Origin of the sequence: Pseudomonas sp. PA15(2017) (genome assembly GCF_001945395.1) — a bacterium.
In the GTDB taxonomy this organism is placed as follows: Bacteria; Pseudomonadota; Gammaproteobacteria; order Pseudomonadales; family Pseudomonadaceae; genus Aquipseudomonas.
This window is the reverse complement of sequence record NZ_MSXV01000021.1, coordinates 29,270-48,087: the sequence shown is the minus strand read 5'-3', so window position 1 is coordinate 48,087 and position 18,818 is coordinate 29,270. Positions and strand designations below refer to the sequence as shown.

17 protein-coding genes and 1 other RNA gene are annotated in these 18,818 nt (G+C 62.8%); 8 read left to right on the top strand and 10 right to left on the bottom strand.

The genetic code is table 11. The features are described 5' to 3' along the window. The first annotated feature begins 281 nt into the window (after window positions 1–281). Window positions 282–1,628 carry a glucarate dehydratase gene (gene gudD, locus BVH03_RS08015; protein ID WP_075960674.1) on the top strand — a complete coding sequence of 449 codons (1,347 nt, stop codon included), beginning with the start codon at window positions 282–284 and terminating at the stop codon, window positions 1,626–1,628. A 191-nt stretch (window positions 1,629–1,819) separates the two neighbouring features. Here the strand turns inward: gudD and BVH03_RS08010 are convergent, their stop codons facing one another. After that, on the bottom strand, window positions 1,820–2,701 hold the full coding sequence (locus tag BVH03_RS08010) for a LysR family transcriptional regulator (RefSeq protein ID WP_075960673.1): 882 nt from the start codon (window positions 2,699–2,701) through the stop codon (window positions 1,820–1,822). Window positions 2,702–2,855: 154 nt separating this feature from the next. On the opposite strand from BVH03_RS08010, the gene speB reads away from it, so the two are divergent. From speB to BVH03_RS07995, 3 genes are all read left to right on the top strand, one after another. Continuing rightward, complete coding sequence (gene speB, locus BVH03_RS08005) at window positions 2,856–3,815, top strand: agmatinase (protein ID WP_075960672.1); 960 nt, start codon at window positions 2,856–2,858, stop codon at window positions 3,813–3,815. Window positions 3,816–4,043: 228 nt separating this feature from the next. Then, window positions 4,044–5,423: a sodium:solute symporter gene (locus BVH03_RS08000; protein WP_075960671.1), complete on the top strand. Its 1,380-nt coding sequence runs from the start codon at window positions 4,044–4,046 to the stop codon at window positions 5,421–5,423. A 60-nt stretch (window positions 5,424–5,483) separates the two neighbouring features. Continuing rightward, complete coding sequence (locus BVH03_RS07995) at window positions 5,484–7,085, top strand: 5-guanidino-2-oxopentanoate decarboxylase (RefSeq protein WP_075960670.1); 1,602 nt, start codon at window positions 5,484–5,486, stop codon at window positions 7,083–7,085. A gap of 17 nt (window positions 7,086–7,102) precedes the next feature. Here the strand turns inward: BVH03_RS07995 and hrpB are convergent, their stop codons facing one another. Beyond that, window positions 7,103–9,637, bottom strand: coding sequence for an ATP-dependent helicase HrpB (gene hrpB, locus BVH03_RS07990; protein WP_075960669.1), 2,535 nt, complete (start codon window positions 9,635–9,637; stop codon window positions 7,103–7,105). 151 nt (window positions 9,638–9,788) lie between these two features. Here hrpB and BVH03_RS07985 point away from each other — a divergent pair, with 151 nt between their 5' ends. The 4 genes from BVH03_RS07985 (at window position 9,789) to ssrA (ending at window position 12,077) form a co-directional block, all read left to right on the top strand. Beyond that, window positions 9,789–10,208 (top strand): polyribonucleotide nucleotidyltransferase, encoded by a 420-nt coding sequence (locus BVH03_RS07985; protein ID WP_075960668.1) that lies wholly within the window; start codon window positions 9,789–9,791, stop codon window positions 10,206–10,208. 57 nt (window positions 10,209–10,265) lie between these two features. After that, on the top strand, window positions 10,266–11,150 hold the full coding sequence (locus tag BVH03_RS07980) for a cation diffusion facilitator family transporter (RefSeq protein ID WP_075960667.1): 885 nt from the start codon (window positions 10,266–10,268) through the stop codon (window positions 11,148–11,150). Between the two features lie 155 nt (window positions 11,151–11,305). Next, on the top strand, window positions 11,306–11,581 hold the full coding sequence (locus BVH03_RS07975) for a hypothetical protein (RefSeq protein ID WP_073268639.1): 276 nt from the start codon (window positions 11,306–11,308) through the stop codon (window positions 11,579–11,581). 104 nt (window positions 11,582–11,685) lie between these two features. Continuing rightward, window positions 11,686–12,077, top strand: a transfer-messenger RNA (tmRNA) gene (gene ssrA, locus BVH03_RS07970). 68 nt (window positions 12,078–12,145) lie between these two features. Here the strand turns inward: ssrA and BVH03_RS07965 are convergent. The 8 genes from BVH03_RS07965 to BVH03_RS07930 form a co-directional block, all read right to left on the bottom strand. Next, a complete protein-coding gene (locus BVH03_RS07965; protein WP_075960666.1) occupies window positions 12,146–12,478 on the bottom strand; it encodes an XRE family transcriptional regulator in 333 nt (110 codons plus the stop codon). Beyond that, window positions 12,471–12,836: a type II toxin-antitoxin system RelE/ParE family toxin gene (locus BVH03_RS07960; protein WP_075960665.1), complete on the bottom strand. Its 366-nt coding sequence runs from the start codon at window positions 12,834–12,836 to the stop codon at window positions 12,471–12,473. Before BVH03_RS07960 ends, BVH03_RS07965 begins: the two co-directional genes overlap by 8 nt. 48 nt (window positions 12,837–12,884) lie before the next feature. Continuing rightward, on the bottom strand, window positions 12,885–13,871 hold the full coding sequence (locus BVH03_RS07955) for a tyrosine-type recombinase/integrase (protein WP_075960664.1): 987 nt from the start codon (window positions 13,869–13,871) through the stop codon (window positions 12,885–12,887). Continuing rightward, window positions 13,871–15,145, bottom strand: coding sequence for a hypothetical protein (locus BVH03_RS07950; RefSeq protein WP_075960663.1), 1,275 nt, complete (start codon window positions 15,143–15,145; stop codon window positions 13,871–13,873). The genes BVH03_RS07955 and BVH03_RS07950 overlap by 1 nt, the downstream gene beginning before the upstream one ends. 131 nt (window positions 15,146–15,276) lie before the next feature. Continuing rightward, window positions 15,277–16,584 carry a zonular occludens toxin domain-containing protein gene (locus BVH03_RS07945; RefSeq protein ID WP_075960662.1) on the bottom strand — a complete coding sequence of 436 codons (1,308 nt, stop codon included), beginning with the start codon at window positions 16,582–16,584 and terminating at the stop codon, window positions 15,277–15,279. A 2-nt stretch (window positions 16,585–16,586) separates the two neighbouring features. Next, window positions 16,587–16,946 (bottom strand): DUF2523 family protein, encoded by a 360-nt coding sequence (locus BVH03_RS07940; protein WP_075960661.1) that lies wholly within the window; start codon window positions 16,944–16,946, stop codon window positions 16,587–16,589. A 1-nt stretch (window position 16,947) separates the two neighbouring features. After that, window positions 16,948–18,354 carry a hypothetical protein gene (locus tag BVH03_RS26320; protein WP_168175603.1) on the bottom strand — a complete coding sequence of 469 codons (1,407 nt, stop codon included), beginning with the start codon at window positions 18,352–18,354 and terminating at the stop codon, window positions 16,948–16,950. A gap of 83 nt (window positions 18,355–18,437) precedes the next feature. Continuing rightward, the gene (locus tag BVH03_RS07930) at window positions 18,438–18,701 is read right to left on the bottom strand and encodes a major capsid protein (RefSeq protein ID WP_075960659.1); all 264 of its coding nucleotides are present in this window, start codon (window positions 18,699–18,701) and stop codon (window positions 18,438–18,440) included. Window positions 18,702–18,818 lie beyond the last annotated feature (117 nt).

Below are 18,818 nucleotides of genomic sequence, written 5' to 3'. Positions count from 1 at the left end.
AGCGCATAGAGATCGTGAACAGGCTCCTAGTCCATGCCCGCCAAGCCGTCGCGCGCATGGCACGCGCTCACATAAGCTCGTAGACCATCGAGTGGGGCGGGTCGCTCCTGCACGGCCGTACCCGCAACCATCACACTTGAAATTTCCGCTTGAATGATAACGCTATCCGACTATTATGATAACGTTATCTTTTCAATGAGAAGCGAAAGCGATCCGTTATCGCTGCCTCGGCATGGCAGCCAGACCCACCGCAACGCCTTCAACGGCACAGGAACCACGCGATGAACAATAACAACACCCATGCAGGTACTCCGGTCATCACCGCCCTGGAAGTCATTCCCGTCGCCGGCCACGACAGCCTGCTGCTCAACCTGAGCGGCGGCCATGCGCCGTTCTTCACCCGCAATCTGCTGATCCTGCGTGACAACGCCGGCCATGTCGGCGTCGGCGAAGTGCCGGGCGGCGAAGCGATTCGCCAGACCCTGGAAGACGCCCGCCAACTGCTGCTCGGCCAGCCCATCGGCCAGTACCAGAAATTGCTCGGTCAGGTACGGCAGGCTTTCGCCGACCGCGACTCCGGCGGGCGTGGCCTGCAGACCTTCGACCTGCGCATCACCATTCATGCGGTCACCGCCGTCGAGGCCGCTCTGCTCGACCTGCTCGGCCAGTATCTGGACGTGCCGGTCGCCGCCCTGCTCGGCGAAGGCCAGCAGCGCGATGCCGTAGAAATGCTCGGTTACCTGTTCTACGTCGGCGACCGCAAGAAAACCGACCTGCCCTATCGCCAGGAAGCCGATGCCGACAACGCCTGGTTCCAGGTGCGCAACGAAGAAGCGTTGGACGCACAGGGCGTGGTGCGCCTCGCCGAAGCCGCCTACGAGCGTTATGGTTTCAAGGACTTCAAGCTCAAGGGCGGCGTGCTGCGCGGCGATGAAGAAATCGAAGCGGTCACCGCGCTGGCCGAGCGCTTCCCGGAGGCGCGCATCACCCTGGACCCGAACGGCGCCTGGTCACTGCAGGAAGCCATTCGCCTGTGCCGCGATCAGCACCATGTGCTCGCCTATGCCGAAGACCCCTGCGGCGCCGAGAATGGTTATTCCGGCCGTGAAGTGATGGCCGAGTTCCGCCGCGCCACCGGCCTGCCGACCGCCACCAACATGATCGCCACCGACTGGCGCCAGATGGGCCATGCGATCCAGCTGCAATCGGTGGACATCCCCCTGGCCGACCCGCACTTCTGGACCATGCAGGGTTCGGTGCGCGTGGCGCAGATGTGCAACGACTGGGGCCTGACCTGGGGCTCGCACTCGAACAACCACTTCGACGTGTCCCTGGCCATGTTCACCCATGTAGCGGCGGCCGCGCCGGGTAAGATCACCGCCATCGACACTCACTGGATCTGGCAGGACGGCCAGCGCCTGACCAAGGAGCCGCTGCGTATCGAAGGCGGTCTCGTGCAGGTGCCGAAAAAGCCGGGCCTCGGCGTGGAGCTGGACATGGATGCCGTGGCCAAGGCCCACGAGTGCTACAAGGGTATGGGCCTGGGCGCGCGCAATGACGCCGTGGCCATGCAATACCTGATCAGCGGCTGGACCTTCGATAACAAGAAACCTTGCCTGGTGCGCTGAGCGAGCATGCATTGCGCTCGGCTGCCGGGCTGAAGCGGATCGCCGCCCGGCACCCTACGGCCGAGCGCAGGCCTTTGTGGGAGGGCGCCATGCACCCGAATCGCGGGCACGGACTGGGCATCCCCGCCCGCTCCCACTGATACGGGGCCGGGCTTTATGCCGGGCTCGCTATTCCCCGCCGCTGAGGCAGCCTAGCCATGATTCAACTGCGCGTTGAGGCGATCACGGAAGCTCTGGATCAGCGGTTCCCGTGAGCGCCCACGGCGCAGCGCCAGGGTGAAGGGTGCCTGGTAGCCAAAGGTGGTGGGCAGCAGCACTTTCAGGCGCTTCTGTTCCGCCCACTGCTGGGCGTAATGCTCGGGCAGATAGCCGATATAGGCGCCGGACAGCACCAGAATCAGCTGTGCTTCCATCGACTCCACGGTCGCCGCGCTGTGCTTGAAACCATGACGCGCGAGTTCGGCCTGGCTCCAGTAACCACGGCCCACCATGCGTTGCTGGGTGATCACTTCTGCCGGAATCTGCCGCTGGGTATACAGCGGGTGCCTATCGCTGCAGTACAGCCAGTGCTGCTCGCGGTACAGGGCCTGGTAGATCAGCCCGTTGGTACGCACCGAGAAGGCGCCGATGGCCAGGTCCAGGCGATTTTCCAGCACGCCGAGTTGCAGCTCAGCCGGGCTGAGCACCGCCAGGTGCAGGTGCACGGCCGGATGTTCCTGGCTGTAGGCGCCGATCACCTCGGCCAGCGGCAGAGACGGATCGCTTACCGTCGAATCCAGCACGCCCAGATTCAGGGTGCCGCGTAGCTCACCCTTGAGCGCCGCCGAATAACGCTCGAACCCTTGCACCTCGGCCAGCAGCCGCAACGCTTCCTGATGGAACAGCTCGCCCTTGCTGGTCAGGCTGAAGCCGCCACGCCCGCGATGGCAGAGCACGAAACCAAGCTGCGCTTCGAGCTGGCTCATATAGGTACTGATCGCCGAGGTGGACAGGTTCAGCTCCTGCTGCGCCGCGGCGAAACCCTGGTGGCGCACGACGCAGACGAACAGGCGCAGCAGCTTGAGATCAGGCATTGGCAAACCATGACGGTGGACGAGCCCGGCACATGCTAAAGCCTGCTCATCAGTTTAGGAATTTCTGAACTGATTATTTGTGCTGCTCGATTCTTCTCGCCGCCAACCCTGACCAGAATCGGGCCACGACAACCACAAGAACTGTGAGGCCCCCGTGGACAATTCCCTCCACCAGCCCCTGGGCGGCAACGAAATGCCCCGTTTCGGCGGGATCGCCAGCATGCTGCGCCTGCCTCACGTGCAGGCACCCGAGGAGCTGGACAAGCTCGACGCTGCCTTTATCGGCATCCCGCTGGATATCGGCACGTCCCTGCGCTCCGGCACCCGCTTCGGGCCGCGGCAGATTCGCGCCGAGTCGGTGATGATCCGCCCGTACAACATGGCAACCGGTGCCGCGCCGTTCGATTCCCTGAACGTCGCCGATATCGGCGACGTGGCGATCAACACGTTCAACCTGCTCGACGCCGTGCGCATCATCGAGGAGCACTATGACCGCGTGCTCGCCCACGACATCATCCCGCTGACCCTCGGCGGCGATCACACCCTGACCCTGCCGATCCTGCGCGCCATGCACAGGAAATACGGCAAGGTCGGCCTTGTGCACATCGACGCCCATGCGGATGTGAACGACCACATGTTCGGCGAGAAGATCGCCCATGGCACCACCTTTCGCCGCGCCCAGGAAGAGGGCCTGCTCGACAGCCAGCGCGTGGTGCAGATAGGCCTGCGCGCCCAAGGCTACACCGCCGACGACTTCAACTGGAGTCGCAACCAGGGCTTCCGGGTGGTGCAGGCCGAAGAGTGCTGGCACAAGTCCCTCGCCCCGCTGATGGAAGAAGTGCGCGCCAAGGTCGCTGGCGGCCCGGTGTACCTGTCCTTCGACATCGACGGCATCGACCCGGCCTGGGCGCCCGGCACCGGCACGCCGGAAGTCGGCGGCCTGACCACTATCCAGGCGCTGGAAATCATCCGAGGCTGCCACGGCCTGAACCTGATCGGCGGCGATCTGGTCGAGGTCTCCCCGCCCTACGACACCACCGGCAATACCTCACTGCTGGGCGCCAACCTGCTCTACGAGATGCTCTGCGTGCTACCGGGTGTGGTGCGCAAGTGAGCCGCGCGCTCGCCCGGTAGCCCCGGTTTCACATCACCGAACAACCCACACGGGACATCAGAAGCCCGCCGTGGCGCATTACCCGTTCGCGGGTCATGGAGCGCACTGCGCTCCGCGCGGCCCTGCCGCACTGCCGAAGCACCACTACCCGACGGCTGCCGGGGGTGAATAACAAGGTTGGCGCTATGGCGCCCCTGACAAGAATCGTGACAGGCGCTGGAGAAACACATGATCCCGGATATATCCGTAGTACTGATTTACGCCGCCGGCATGCTGCTGCTCGGCTGGTACGGCATGCGCCGCGCGCGCAGCCAGGAAGATTACCTGGTGGCCGGCCGCAACCTCGGCCCGGCCTTCTACATGGGCACCATGGCCGCCACGGTACTCGGCGGCGCCGCGACCGTCGGCACCGTGCGCCTGGGTTATGTGCACGGCATTTCCGGGTTGTGGCTGTGCGCCGCCCTGGGCGCCGGGATCATCGTGCTCAATCTGTTTCTGGCCAAACCGCTGCTCAAGCTGCGCATCTTCACGGTCACCCAGATTCTCGAGCGCCGTTACACACCCGCGGCGCGCCAGGCCAGTGCGGTGGTGATGTTCGCCTACGCGCTGATGATCTCGGTGGTCTCGGTACTGGCCAGCGGCACCGTGCTGCAGGTGCTGTTCGATTTGCCCCTCTGGGCGGCCATCCTGCTGGCTGGCGGCGTCGTGGTGGTGTACTCGAGCGTCGGCGGCATGTGGTCGCTGACCCTCACCGACATCGTGCAGTTCGCGATCAAGACGGTCGGGCTGATGTTCGTGCTGCTGCCCATCTGCCTGTACCGCGTCGGCGGCTGGGACGAACTGGTGGCCAAGTTGCCGGACACCGCCTTCAGCCTGACCACCATCGGCTACGACACCATACTCACCTACTTCCTGATCTACTTCTTCGGCATCCTCATCGGCCAGGACATCTGGCAACGTGTGTTCACCGCCCGCAACGAGAAGGTGGCTCGGGTGGCCGGCAGCCTGGCCGGCGTGTACTGCGTGCTGTACGGGCTGGTTGGCGCGCTGATCGGCATGTGCGCCAAGGTGCTACTGCCGGACCTGGCCAACGCCAACAACGCTTTCGCCTCCATCGTGCAGAGTGCGTTGCCCGACGGCATTCGCGGCCTGGTGATCGCCGCCGCCCTGGCCGCGATGATGTCCACCGCCAGCGCCGGCCTGCTCGCCGCGTCCACCACGGTGACCGAGGACCTGCTACCGAAACTGCGCGGCGGTCGCCCGTCGAGCCTCGGCACCGCTCGGCTGTTCACCCTGCTCACCGGCCTGCTGGTGCTGGCGATCTCCCTGGTGGTCAGCGACGTGATCGGCGCCCTGACCCTGGCCTACAACCTGCTGGTAGGCGGTATCCTGATTCCCATCCTTGGCGCCATCTACTGGAAACGCGCCACTACCATCGGCGCCATCGCCAGTATGGCGCTGGGTTGTGCCACCGCGCTGGTGTTCATGTTCAAGGACGGCCTGGAAGCCAATACGCCGATCTACTACAGCCTGGCAGTCGGCCTGCTGGCCTTCGTGATCGGCAGCCTGCTGACCCGCCCGCAGGCGCGCGCCGCCAGCCTCGCCTGAACCCGTTGCAGATGCTGGTGCAACTACCGGTATCTGCAGATTCATCATCAAGGAGCCAGCATGACCACCTGCGGTGAATTTCTCGTCAAGCAACTCGAGGCCTGGGGCGTCGACACCGTCTTCGGCATTCCCGGCGTGCACACCATCGAGTTGTACCGCGGCCTGCCGGGCAGCGGCATTCGCCACATCACCCCGCGCCACGAGCAGGGCGCCGGCTTTATGGCCGATGGCTATGCGCGCGTCTCCGGCAAGCCTGGCGTGTGTTTCATCATTACCGGGCCGGGCATGACCAACATCGCCACGGCCATGGGCCAGGCCTATGCCGACTCGATTCCCATGCTGGTGATCTCCAGCGTCAACGAGCGCGAGCGTCTGGGCCGCGGCAACGGCTACCTGCACGAGTTGCCGGATCAACGCGCCCTGGTCGCTGGCGTAGCCGCCTTCAGTCATACGCTGATGAGCGTCGACGAATTGCCAGACGTGCTGGCCCGCGCCTTTGCGGTCTTCGATGGGCGGCGACCACGACCGGTGCATATCGAACTGCCGCTGGATGTGATCACCGCCCCCGCCGACTACCTGCGCCTACAACCACGACTGATTGCCCCACGCCCGGCACCACAGGCCGCACTGATCCAGCAGGCGGCGCAGCGCCTGCGCCACGCCCAGCGGCCGCTGCTGCTGATCGGCGGCGGCTGCGTGCAAGAGCCCGAGGCAGTGCGCAGGCTGGCTGAAGCACTCGATGCGCCCACCGCCCTGACCATCAATGCCAAGGGCCTGCTGCCCGCCGCCCACCCGCTGCTGATCGGCAGTAATCAGTCGCTGCCGCCGGTACGCCAGCTGGCGCTGGACGCCGACGTGGCGCTGGCCATCGGCACCGAGCTGGGCGAGACCGATTACGACGTGGTGTTCGACGGCAACTTCAGGATCGGCGGCGAGCTGATCCGTATCGACATCGACGCCGAGCAGTTGCAGCGCAATCATGCGCCGGCATTGGCCATCCTCAGCGATGCCGGCCTGGCCATCGAAGCGCTGCTGAAACAGCTGCCGCAGCGCGAGCGTGATGAACAAAGCAGCGGCGCCAGGCGCGCGGACGCAGTTCGCCGGCAAGTTATCGAAGACTTCGCCGGCTGGGCGCACTACCGCCAGCTGTTCGACTGCATCCTCGACGTGCTGCCCGACGCGCGCTTCGTCGGCGACTCGACGCAAACCGTGTATAGCGGCAACCACCTCGTCGAGCTGGACGGCCCACGGCGCTGGTTCAACGCCTCAACCGGCTACGGCACCCTGGGTTACGGCCTGCCGGCAGCCATCGGCGCCAAGCTCGCCGAACCAACTCGCCCGGTGATCAGCCTGATGGGCGACGGCGGCATCCAGTTCACCCTGCCGGAACTCGCGAGTGCCGTGGAAGCACGGGTCGGCATCATCGTGCTGCTGTGGAACAACCAGGGCTACGGCGAGATCAAGCGTTACATGCAACGCCGCAACATCACCCCATTGGGCGTCGACATCTACACACCTGACTTCCCGACCATCGCCCGCGGCTTCGGCTGCCTGGCCGAACGCGCCTGCGACCACGCACACCTGCAAACCCTGCTGCGTGAAGCGCCGAGCGACCGGCCGCTGCTGATCGAGATTGCCGAAGCGCCGCCGTTCGCGCCGTGAACGCGCGGCGCGGTTGCTTACTTGCGCGGCTTGGCACGCGCCGTCGGCTCGGCGATCAGCGGGTCGTCCGGCCAATAATGCTTCGGGTAGCGCCCCTTCAAGTCCTTCTTCACCTCGGCGTAAGTGGTGCGCCAGAAGTTGGCCAGGTCTTGGGTCACCTGCACCGGTCGCCGCGCCGGGGATAGCAAGTGCAGCAACACCTGCTGGCGGCCATTGGCGATGCGCGGCGTCTCGGCCAGGCCGAACAGCTCTTGCAGGCGCACCGCCAGCACCGGCGGGTGCTCGCTGTAATCCAGGCCGATGCGCGAGCCGGACGGCACTGCGATGCTGCGCGGCGCCCATTCGTCCAGACGCTGAGGCAGCGGCCACGGCAACAGGGTTTGCAACATCGCGTGCAGGTCGAGGTTGCCGAAGTGGCTCAGCCGGGTGACCTTTCCCAGGTACGGCGCCAACCAGGTTTCCAGCGCGGCCAGCAGCGCCTCGTCCGAGACATCCGGCCAGTCGCTGGCTGCCTGGCTTTGCAGATCGAGGCCGCGCAGCAACATCACCCGCGCCTGCCACTGACGCAGATCGGCCGTCCACGGCAGCAGCGCCAGCCCCTTGCGCCTTACCAGGCCGATCAACGCGCTGGTGCGCGCCTCGGCGTCCAACCCCGGCAAGGCTTCGCTGCTGAGCACCAGATCACCGATCTTGCGCTGCCGCTCGGCACGCAGCACGCCTTCACGTTCGTCCCATTCGAGCAGATCCTGGCTGCTCACCTGTTCGGCCAGCACCGAGTCGAACAGTGCCGGCTCCAGTTCGGCAGCCAGATAGATGCGCTCCTCACGCTGGCCCTGCCGACTGCCCAGGTCGGCGACCACCAGCCAGGTGTGTTTCATCAAGGCGTCGGCTTCGGCAAACTGCGCGGCACGTCCATTGGCCAGGCGATATTCGGCGCCGCCCTCGCGGCGCTGGCGGGCGATGCGGTCCGGATAGGCGAACGCCAGCAGCGCGCCTAGCCAGCGGCCATGCTCGGGGTCGCCGACCGCCTCGGTGATCGGCACCCGACGCAAGTAGCCTTGGAACTGTTTGGCCAGTTGTCGCGCGCGCTGCACGCCGCCATTGGCACCGCGCGCAGCCCGGCTCTCGCCCGCCAGCAGCGTCAGGCGACTGTGCAGGTCGGCTCCGCCACCTCGTTGAATATCACGCTCGCCCAGCAGGGCCGCCAGGTCGCAGGCCAGCCCACCGAGCCCAAGCGCCTGCCCGCGCAGCAACAGATGAGCCATACGCGGATGTGCCGGCAGCTCGGCCATGGCCTGGCCATGGGCGGTCAGCACGCCACGTTCGTCGAGCGCGCCGAGGCGTTGCAGCAAGTCGCGCGCCTGGGCATAGGCCGCGGCAGGCGGCGGATCGAGCCATACCAGCTCGTCCACCTCGACGCCCCAGCGCGCCAATTGCAGTGCCAGGCCCGCCAGGTCAGCCTGAAGAATTTCTGCCGAGGAATAAGCAGGCAATTGCTCATGCTGGGCCTGGGACCAGAGCCGATAGCAGGCCCCCGGCTGCAGACGCCCCGCACGGCCCGCGCGCTGGGTGGCTGACGCGCGGGAAATGCGCGCGGTGTCCAGGCGCGTCATGCCGCTGCCGGGATCGAAGCGCGGCGCCCGCGCCAGCCCGGCGTCGACCACCACGCGCACACCGTCGATAGTCAGGCTGGTCTCGGCGATGTTGGTGGCCAGCACTACTTTGCGCAGCCCGGATGGTGCCGGCTCGATGGCCGCACGCTGGGCCGACAGTTCCAGCTCGCCATGCAGCGGACAGACCCGCACGTCGCTGCGCCTGCCCAGCGCTTCCTCCAGTTGCTCGGCCACCCGGCGAATTTCCGCCTGGCCGGGCAGAAACACCAGCAGGCTGCCGGGCTCGTCGTCCAGCGCCTGCAGTACCGTCTGCAACACTCTAGGCTCCAGCCACTCGCCGCCCTGCCACGGCGCGCCCCAGCGGATGTCCACGAGGAACATGCGCCCTTCGCTGCGCAGCACTGGCGCGTCACCCAGCAAACCGGCCAGGCGCTCGCCTTCCAGGGTTGCGGACATCAGCAGTATCTTGAGCGGCGCCTCGCCACTGTCGGCACTGCGAAACATCGCCCGCCCATTGAGGGTCAGCGCCAGGGCCAGGTCGGCGTCCAGGCTGCGCTCGTGAAATTCGTCGAAAATCACCAGCCCGACACCTTCCAGCGCCGGGTCGTCCTGCAGGCGGCGAGCGAGGATGCCCTCGGTCACCACCTCGATGCGCGTGTTCGGCCCCACCTTGCTGTCAAGGCGGATGCGATAGCCCACCGTCTCGCCGACCTGTTCCCCCAGCTCACTGGCCAGCCGCTCGGCCGCGGCACGGGCAGCCAGGCGCCGCGGCTCGAGCATGATGATGCGCTGCCCGGCCAACCATGGCTGATCGAGCACGGCCAGCGGCACACGGGTGGTCTTGCCGGCACCGGGCGGCGCCTCGAGCACCACTTCATCACGGTCGGCCAGGACGCGGCGCAGGTCGGGCAGCAGGGAATCGATCGGCAGGCTGTTCATCGGGGCTCCAGTTCAGGCCGGCGATTATAACGGCGAACCGCCGCCATGCTTGCTCGGTCATATACCGTCGAAGGCTGCGTATTGCTGCGTCACGGCAGCTTTGCAATGCTCGCCTTGCTATAGTGGCATCCACTTTTTCTGGAGGTGCTCGATGCGCACGAAATCCCGCGTTATTGGCGGCGTTCTCGCCGTTACATTGGTCACTCAACTGTCCGCTTGCGGCACCGTCTTCTTCCCCGATCGCCGCGGCCAGATCGAGGGCCGGGTCGACCCACTCGTCGCCGGCCTGAACGCCATCGGCATCCTCTTCTACGTGATTCCCGGGCTGATCGCTTTTGGCGTCGACTTCGCCACCGGCGCCATTTACCTGCCAGGCGGTACCACAGCACAGGTCGATACGCAGTCCCTGAAAAACGTGGTGGACGCCGATGGCAAGGTCGATACCGCCAAGCTCAAGGCGCTGATCGAAACCCAGACCGGCCACAACCTGCCGCTCGACGACCCACGCCTGATCCAGCATAGCGGCAGTACCGAGCAGTTGGCGGCCTACGGTCTGCGCCCCTCCGCCTGATCCCCCGCAGCCCGTCAGTGATGACGGGCTGCGCCCGCCATCGTGCATGGATTGCCAATGACTCTCGACCGCCAGCACGCCCGCCTGATGCGCCAAGCCACCGCCGCCGCACTCTGCGTGGCGCTCACCCTGGTGCTGTGCAAAGCGATCGCCTGGTGGGCCAGCGGCTCGATCAGCCTGCTCGCCGGCCTTACCGATTCTCTGCTCGACAGCGCCGCCTCGCTGCTCAACCTGATCGCCGTGAACATCGCCCTGCGCCCCGCCGACGATGACCATCGTTACGGCCACGGCAAGGCCGAAGCACTCGCAGGTCTTGGCCAGGCGCTGTTCATCGCTGCCAGTGCCATCCTGGTCGCCGTGCAAGGCTTCGAGCGCCTGCGCCAGCCTGAGCCGCTGACCGCTCAGGGCCTGGGCATCGCGGTAATGCTGCTATCCATGGCGCTGACGGTCGCCCTGCTGATGTTCCAGCATCACGTGGTGCGCAAGACCGGTTCCACCGCCATCCATGCCGACTCGCTGCACTACCGCTCCGACCTGCTGCTCAATGGCGGGATCCTCCTTGCGCTGCTGCTCGCCTACCTGGGTTGGCACCAGGGCGATGCATTATTCGCGATCGGCATCGCGGCCTACATCTTGTGGAGCGCTGTGAGTATCGCTCGCCAGTCGGTCAGCGTGTTGATGGATCAGGAACTGGCGCCCGACGTCAGCACGCGCATGGTCGAGCTGGCCTGCGCCGTTCCTGGCGTCGTCGGCATTCACGACCTGCGCACACGCCTGTCCGGCACCCGCTGGTTCGTACAGCTGCACATCGATTTGCCCGGCAGCCTCAGCCTCACCGAAGCCCACGTGTTGTGCGACCAGGTCGAGGACGCCATCCGCGGCGAATTTGCCCAGGCCGAGGTGCTGGTGCATGCCGACCCGGTCGACATCGCACCGTTATAAGGCAGGCGATGCGCCATCAGAAAAACACTGAACCGTCATCGCGAAAGGCCAGTCAGCTTCACTAAGCCCAAACGATTTGGGTGGGACGCTCCCGGCTCCCCTCACCCTCAATCAGGGCGGCACCGGGAATCTATTCGTGATGAGAGGATTACCACATGAAGCGCGTATCCATGTTCGTCATTGCCGCCGTACTGGCCGCACCGGCCTTCGCAGCTGATGACCTGTGCACCGTCAACCTGCAGAAACTCGACAATGCCGTGGCCGCCAAAGCCACCCTGCCCGAGCCGCTCAAGCAGCAGGTCCAAGAAGCCAAGAAAGAAGCCACCGACGCCCAGGCTGCGGGTGACCTTAAAGCTTGCGGTACCCATGCCGAGCGCGCTCTGCAGCTGCTCGACGCACCGGGTGATGACGGCAGCGGCGCTACTAGCTGACAGCTGACGGGCCGGCTCCACGCCGGCCTGTTTGCGAGCGCGCCGTGTAACCTGGGTCGACGCCACGAACCCTTTTGGCGTACACTGCGCGCCTCGCAAGTTTCGGGGCCGATTAGGATTCGACGCCGGTGGCGAAGCTCGAGGTGCATGCCGACTTGGTAACAGAAGTCGTAAATCCACTGTTGCAACTTTCTATAGTTGCCAATGACGAAAACTACGAGGGCTACGCTCTCGCTGCGTAAGCGGCGCGACTAGTCCTTCTGGTAGCTTCGGCTCCAGCGATCACTAGGGGATGCCTGTAAACCCGAAGTGATTGTCATGCAGAACAGGATCGCCGCGTAGTACGTTGTGGACGAAGTGGCTAAAACTTACACAACTCGCCCAATGCACCCTGCCCGTCGGGCGGCTGAGGGTTAACTCAATAGACACGGCTAAGCATGTAGTACCGACAGTGGAGAACTGGCGGACGGGGGTTCAAATCCCCCCGGCTCCACCAAATAAACCCCTGATTTTCCTAGAGAAAGTCAGGGGTTTTTCTTTGGGTGTCGAAAAAGTGTCGAAGCGCTAAGCTTGCTGCAGGAGATCGCTTTCGATCTCTGAAAAATTACTGATCTTCACTGAGCCATCGGGAAACCGGGCAACGACATCCAATTGACCACCCATGGCCTCTATGTGGCTACGCAATGTGGAAATGTACATGTCAGTACGCTTTTCCATCTTGGCAATGGAGGGTTGTTGTACATGCAGTACTTCAGCCAGCACCTTCTGTGACAGCCCACGAGCCTGGCGAAGCTCATTAAGCGGCATTTCTGCAAGCAGCTTCTGGGCTTTGGCCTCTACTCTAGCCTGAGACCCAGGAGCCATCTTTGCGCGCAGCTCTGCGAATTTCTTAGCCATCTATCAAGCCCTCCTTTCGAAGCTGTTCCAGATGTTCGTCATACAATCGATCAGACAGCGGAACGTTGATGTCATACCAACGATCATCACCAGTCTTGTCGCCGCCGATCAGCAAAATAGCCGAACGCCTGGGATCGAATGCGTACAGGGTTCTGTATGGTCGGCCTTCATGCTGTGTCCTCAGCTCCCGCATGTGGCCGTGACGCGAGCCGTTGATCCCAGTGCTATGTGGAAAGCCAAGGGATGGGCCTCGCTCTTCCAAGAGCTTAACCGACACCGCAACGGACTCCTGCTCCTCAGCAGACAAGCGTTCCCACCACTCACCGAACTCATCGGTATATTCGATATCCCAAGTCATGGCTAAAATATAACCTCAAAGGAATATTCCATCAATGAAATATCTGAATCAGAGAGACGAAAGCGGGCCAAAGCGCAAAGCATCCTGTAGATGATCAGGAGCCAAATGCGCATACCGCATGGTCATCGCCAAACTCGAATGGCCCAGGATGCGCTGGAGCGTGACGATGTTCCCGCCGTTCTGGATGAAATGGCTAGCGAAGGTGTGGCGCAGTGCGTGCGCTGCCTGCCCCTTCGGTAGCTTGATGGTCGTCCGGGCCAAGGCGCGGCGGAACGCGGTAATAGCAGCGTTCGGCTGACCATTCTCACGCCAGTGACGAATGATCCTAGCTTCAAGCTCGGCAGAGATAGGCACTGATCGCACCTTGCCGCTTTTGGTACCACTGAACGTGATCACCCGGTTTCGCACCGAATGCGGCTTGAGCTTTTCGGCCTCAGACCATCGAGCACCGGTGGCCAAGCAGATCAACACGATAATTTCGACATGCGGGTTATCGCAGCCCGACCGGATGGACTGCAGGAGTTCGGCTATCTGTTCATTGGTCAGCCAGGACAGCTCACGCTCCTGGACACGCAACGGTTTCACCAGCTCCAGCGGGTTCGGGTAGTCGATGACGCCGAGTCCACGTAGCTCGTTGTAGACCGCACGCAGGTAGCCCAGCTCGTTATTGAGCGTCTTGGGTGACGTGCCAGCTTCCATCCTCAACCGGCGGTCATTGGCATAGGCGTGCGGGTCGAGGCGGATCGCCACTGGATCACGTAAGCGCTTGGCCAGATAGAGCAGTTTGCGAAGGCGACCGTCCGCGTATCGGAGCGAGTGGCCGTGCAGGTCATACCAAAGCTGCAAGAGTTCAGAAAGGCGGCGTTTGTCCTTGGGTTTGGGTGACCAATCCTTGTTCTCGACCAGCTTGGCGCGGCACGACGCCTCAAAGCGTTGGGCTTCACCCTTGGTTTTGAACGTCTTGCGGAAGCGCTTGCCCTTGATGGGCTCAACGTCGACCTTCCAGCGACCGTCAGGCAATTGCAGGATCGACACTAGATCGCTCTACCCCACCGCACATGCCGCTCAGTGAGCAGGTCTCGAATATGGCGATACAGATCGTCCTGGGTCATGTCCTTGGCGGCGTAGTGATCGCGGATGACCGGCCAGCAGTCCCATTGCTGGAGGGTCTTAAACGCCTTTTTTGCGCCCACCTGCTCCCTTGCTAGCAGGCTTACGAAGTTTCCCAGGAACAGCTCCACGTTCTTGCCGGAGAAGCCGCGAGAGGTCTTGTAGTAGCGCTTGTATTCGGTGTCATCGAGCAGCGAGTCCACCGGCAGATCCACGCGAATATCATCACGGATCAGCGTCCAGATGGGCTCGAAATACCCAGGACGGCAAAGCAGCTTGAATTGGCGAAGGCCATAGCGCCATAGGCCGTCCAGATGCCCAGCAAAGGCAGCGAATGAACGCGTATCAATGAATTCGCCGGTCTTGATATCAATCGAGCCACTGGCGAACTGCTGCACCACTGAATGGTGGTAACGAAGCTCTATGCGCCACACATCCGCGTTCGGGTCGTAGTTGTCCGGGTCTTTGGCGTCGAAGCTGTCACGGCGCTTCCAGACGCTTTCCCAGTAGTCGAGCTTGTCAGTAGCGCGGGCCTGTTCGGTCTTGTTGTAGATGCAGAGCTGCACGCCGGTGGCCGAACCGAACATGAAGGTTTCACCGCGCCCGTAGGTGCTGGACTTGGTTGTCCAGTTAACCGTGTTGATGCCCGAGATATCGCGCTGCATACGTGCACGACAGTGCATGCGGGCCACCAGATCGACCGGGGGTTTCCAGTTCTGCAGATCCATCGCGAGGTGGACAGCGCATTGATTGGTTTCGCAGTGAGTCAGCACCTGATGCGCGTAGTAGTCCAGGCGCTCTTGCAGGCGCTGAGGCGACAAAGCATCAATGGCATGAGGCGAGACTTCAATTTTCAGGTGTGCGCCGATTGTGTCGATCTTGGCGTTGAAGTTCTTCACCAGCAGGATGATGCCGAGGTCAGCGTTCTGCAGCTTGTACTGGTAACCGGAGTCCTTCGCGACGCGCCCCGCATGCCAGGTGTGCCCCGCAAACTCCACCATGCCCGGCTTTTCGAAGAAGGCCATGATTTCAGGGCGGATCAGGCCGCGGAAAAGCTGCCGCACCGTATCCACGCCGCAACGCAGCAGGCGTACAGCCGACAGGTCGGTAAGTGCCGCCGAAGCGGGATCAAAGAACAGCCGGCCATCCTTGCTTTCGAGGCCGGTCAGTCGATCCAGTCGCCTTTGATCTTTGCTCATGGTTTTCTCCGTTATTGACCAACAATGGCCACTTCGTTAGTTGTTTATCTGACGTGTTACAGGGACGTCGCCGAAGGCGCGTGCCTCGCTCGCGCCTTCGTTCTGAACTGAACCACTCCGGCGCTCGCTCGTTAGCGCCACGGCCGTGACGCGTAATCGCCATCGGGCACCACGTTCACGCCTTGCCGTGCTGGGGCGATGCTTGCGGGAGAGGCTGGCTGTGCGGGTGTTGCAGGGACTGCCGAGCCGTTATCGAAGCGGCGCGCGCTTTCTTCTCGCTGCACCGGCCGCCCAGGGCAGAACGCTTGCCCCTTGAACCCCATGGGGTGGCTGATATCGACGATGCACTGGCCGCGTATGTGGATCTGGTAGCCGAGCTGCTGCAGGTCGGCGAGGGACTGCTGTAGCACCAGCCCTTGCTGGTCGATCAGATCGAGCTGGCCGATCTGCCGAACCTTTCCGTCGGTCTTGGCGATCATCACCGCCCGGATGGCGAACGAGCGTGGTGCAAAGGGGTGGTTCAGCTCAGGAGGAGGAACAGCAGCCGGTTGACGCCCCAGAAGACCAACAGAAAGAGGATTACCCGTATCAGCAGGTACTGAAGCACTTTGAGCAGCAGGCGCAGGATCTGCCGCAGGGGCTTTAGCAGCGGGGACAGGCTCTGTCTTAGGAGCCGTAGCAGGGCCGAGGTTGACTCCACCAAGAGAAAGTACAGCCCCAATAAGAATGGCCATAAATGCCAGGAGAGCCAGAAGCTTAGGCGACCGGAGGAGGCTTTTGCCGGCCTTGGTGTCCTGGGTGATGCCGGTGGCGGTGGACTGGTAGAGCTTGAAGGTTTCGGGCTTGATCTTTCGGAACTCGACAACGGTTCCTTTCTCGGGAGGTCGGTTGAGCTGTGCATCATGCTGCGCCTCTTTGTAGCGGCCGCCGATGCCAATCACGGCCAGGTTGGAATGCTTGTAGGCCATCTCGCAGGTCATGCGGATGTCGTCGCGGATATAGCTGATGTTCGGGGTGGTCAGGACGATGTCCCAGTTCCAGTGGCGGTGGCGTGTCCAGCCATCGAGCCAGGAGATAGGCCGGTCGGCAGCGGCAGCCGCTTCGGGGCCACCGGGGAAATCGAAGCGCTCCAGATCGCGCTCGCGCCATGCCTTGGGGAACACCAGCTGGGTTTCGTCGAAGATGATGAACGCGCCCCGCGGTGCCCACTGGAACCACGTGCGCATGCGCTCCATGTCGTCGAGCTTTTCGAGGTCGAGGTTGATGATGTCGACCGACTCGGGCAGATCGGGGTACACCTGCAGGACGCGCTCCAGGGTGAAGCCGCGCACGTTGGTGATGATCAGCCGTCCCTCTTTGAGGGCTCGCACGGCATCGTCCTGAATCGCGCCGCTGGTCTTGTAGGAGCCGTTCGGGCCATGGTGGATTTTGATCGACATGGTTAGCGCCCAATGAACGGCACGAACTTCAGGGCGAAGCGCGTAGAGAGGGCGGAAAAGATGATGTTCAGGGCCTGGGGGATGCCGAAGAACTGGAGCGTGTCCGCCAGATCGCCGGGCAACGCGCCGTAGCGCTGGCGTACAGCCTCAGCGACACCCAAGTCGCCCATGACCTGCTGTGCAGTCTCATAGGCGACTTCCAGGGCCAGCAGCTGGATCTGAACCCATGAGTACATGGCGGCCTTGGTGAGCAGCACCAAGCCATCTTTGATGAAGGTGTATATACCGACGGTGAGGAAGTCCCACACCCACTGGAAGAAGACGATTATCTGGTCGAGGAAACCACCGAGCCATTCGAACATATCAGCCTCGCAGGATTATCACGGCAGCCAGCGCAGCCGCACCGAGCAGCAGCGCATAGCGCAGGTAGGAAAGTGGGTCGGCGTAGTCGGCCAAGCAGAAGCGCAGCGTGGTGGACGTGCCGCCGAAGGAGACCGGGATGTTGTCGCAGGGCAGCGAGCCGCCGCCGGTGGACAGGTCTAGGTCGAAGACGCCTTTGAACATGCCGGAATACTGGTCGAGCTTTTGATCCAGCTCGCCACGCACCTCGCTGATGCGTTGATCCCACTCGCTGATGCCCTCGGCAAAGCTGCCCTGCTCGCCTTTCTGCAGGGTGCCTTGCGGGCCAGCAGGGCCTTCGCCTTCCTCACCTTCGCCTTCTCCCTCGCCATCGCCGTCGCCTTTCCCGTCACCCTTACCTTCATCAGAACCAGTACCGGTGCAATTGGAGCCGGTGCAGGTGGAGGACTCGCTGCCCTTGGTACCGTCGGCGTTGGTGTTGTTGTGGTTAACGTTGGTGGTGGAGTTGGTGCTGCAAGCACCGGCACCGGAGCAGTTCTTTTGCTCGGTGGTCTTGGTGGTGGTTTCGCTCTTTGAACCGTCCGGGTTGGTCTTGCTTTCGGTTTTGGTCTCGGTCTTGGTCTCAGTGGCCTTGGGGCCTTTGTTGGAGGCCACGCACTGCATGACGCCATCGACGCTACCAACGGAGCCGCCCTTGGCTACACAACCTTGGTTGTCTATTTCGGTCTTGGTTTCGGTACAGCTGGAAGTCTGAGTGCCGTCTTCAGCTGTCGCTGTAGGCGTGCAGTCACGGTCGGACTTCGATTCAGTAGGTGCCGGTGGATTGTTATCGGGGCCGTCGGACGTAGAGCAGCTCTCACCCGAAAACATGCCCGTGACCCACCAGTAGGTTTTGGTGATGTCGCTGGGTTTCTTGTAGGGGGTGATGGGATCGGGCGAGGATGAATCGACGACGACGATACACTTGTCGATGCAGGCTTCCATCTGGCCCATGTCGGTGCCGAAGGAATGCGTCTGGCCGATCTTAGATTGACATTCGTTTTGTTCTTTCGGTGTGCAGATACCCGTCTGCGAATCATATGAGCCTGAACAGGTGTCACCGTAGCGCCAAACTGGCTGAGAGTATTGAGAGCCGTAGCTAATGCCTTGGCAGAATCCTTGGGACTCGTTAACGATCTCAACAGTAATAGAGTGAATCTGGTAAGCCCAATCCTTACTTTGATCGGCAAAATAATTCTCGCACGCTGTTTTTGGCGATGCAGATTTGAACGAGCCCGCAGACCAATAATAATCCTCAGCAAAAACAAACGGCCCCCACCCCAGCAGGACGAGAGCAAGCAACCAACGCTGATAAAAAGTGATCCCCATACGCCATAAAAGAAGGGGCTTATTAAGCCCCTTCGACCCCATCAGAAAAACTCGCCGATTCGGAAGCCGGTGATGAATGCCCCGGCTATGAACGCGCCGAGCATTACTGACCAGAGCATGTGGGGTTACGCCTTGCGCAGCATGCCGAACAGCACGCCAGCACAGGCCAGCAGGGACAGGCCCAGGGCAACGTAACCGGCCACGGTACCGGCACTGGTGGCACCGGAGTTGATCTGCGCTTCGACGCCTTCGATGGAGATCGGCACCTGGGCGAAAGCGGCGCTGGTGGACAGGGCCACGAAGCCACCGATGGCGGCGTTACGGGCGTAGCGGCGAGCGCGGCCGAAGTTGGACGCGGTGTTCTTGAGCTGGGTTTTCATCTGTTGCATGGGTGTTACCTCATTCTGCGTAGGATTGATGCGACCATTCCACCGGAAAGGCCGATTGCGAAAACCAGTAGCGTTCCGCCAAAACCAACGGCGAAGGCTTCCGGCGAAAAACCACCC

Excerpts from the sequence above, each read along its gene's own strand:
- BVH03_RS07985 (WP_075960668.1), top strand. The coding sequence starts at position 9,789 with ATGCGCACGAAATCCCGCGTTATTGGCGGCGTTCTCGCCGTTACATTG.
- hrpB (WP_075960669.1), bottom strand. The coding sequence starts at position 9,637 with ATGAACAGCCTGCCGATCGATTCCCTGCTGCCCGACCTGCGCCGCGTC.
- BVH03_RS07945 (WP_075960662.1), bottom strand. The coding sequence starts at position 16,584 with ATGTCGATCAAAATCCACCATGGCCCGAACGGCTCCTACAAGACCAGC.
- BVH03_RS08010 (WP_075960673.1), bottom strand. The coding sequence starts at position 2,701 with ATGCCTGATCTCAAGCTGCTGCGCCTGTTCGTCTGCGTCGTGCGCCAC.
- BVH03_RS07950 (WP_075960663.1), bottom strand. The coding sequence starts at position 15,145 with ATGAGCAAAGATCAAAGGCGACTGGATCGACTGACCGGCCTCGAAAGC.
- BVH03_RS07930 (WP_075960659.1), bottom strand. The coding sequence starts at position 18,701 with ATGCAACAGATGAAAACCCAGCTCAAGAACACCGCGTCCAACTTCGGC.
- BVH03_RS26320 (WP_168175603.1), bottom strand. The coding sequence starts at position 18,354 with ATGGGGTCGAAGGGGCTTAATAAGCCCCTTCTTTTATGGCGTATGGGG.
- gudD (WP_075960674.1), top strand. The coding sequence starts at position 282 with ATGAACAATAACAACACCCATGCAGGTACTCCGGTCATCACCGCCCTG.
- BVH03_RS07975 (WP_073268639.1), top strand. The coding sequence starts at position 11,306 with ATGAAGCGCGTATCCATGTTCGTCATTGCCGCCGTACTGGCCGCACCG.
- BVH03_RS07995 (WP_075960670.1), top strand. The coding sequence starts at position 5,484 with ATGACCACCTGCGGTGAATTTCTCGTCAAGCAACTCGAGGCCTGGGGC.
- BVH03_RS08000 (WP_075960671.1), top strand. The coding sequence starts at position 4,044 with ATGATCCCGGATATATCCGTAGTACTGATTTACGCCGCCGGCATGCTG.
- BVH03_RS07940 (WP_075960661.1), bottom strand. The coding sequence starts at position 16,946 with ATGTTCGAATGGCTCGGTGGTTTCCTCGACCAGATAATCGTCTTCTTC.
- BVH03_RS07960 (WP_075960665.1), bottom strand. The coding sequence starts at position 12,836 with ATGACTTGGGATATCGAATATACCGATGAGTTCGGTGAGTGGTGGGAA.
- BVH03_RS07965 (WP_075960666.1), bottom strand. The coding sequence starts at position 12,478 with ATGGCTAAGAAATTCGCAGAGCTGCGCGCAAAGATGGCTCCTGGGTCT.
- BVH03_RS07980 (WP_075960667.1), top strand. The coding sequence starts at position 10,266 with ATGACTCTCGACCGCCAGCACGCCCGCCTGATGCGCCAAGCCACCGCC.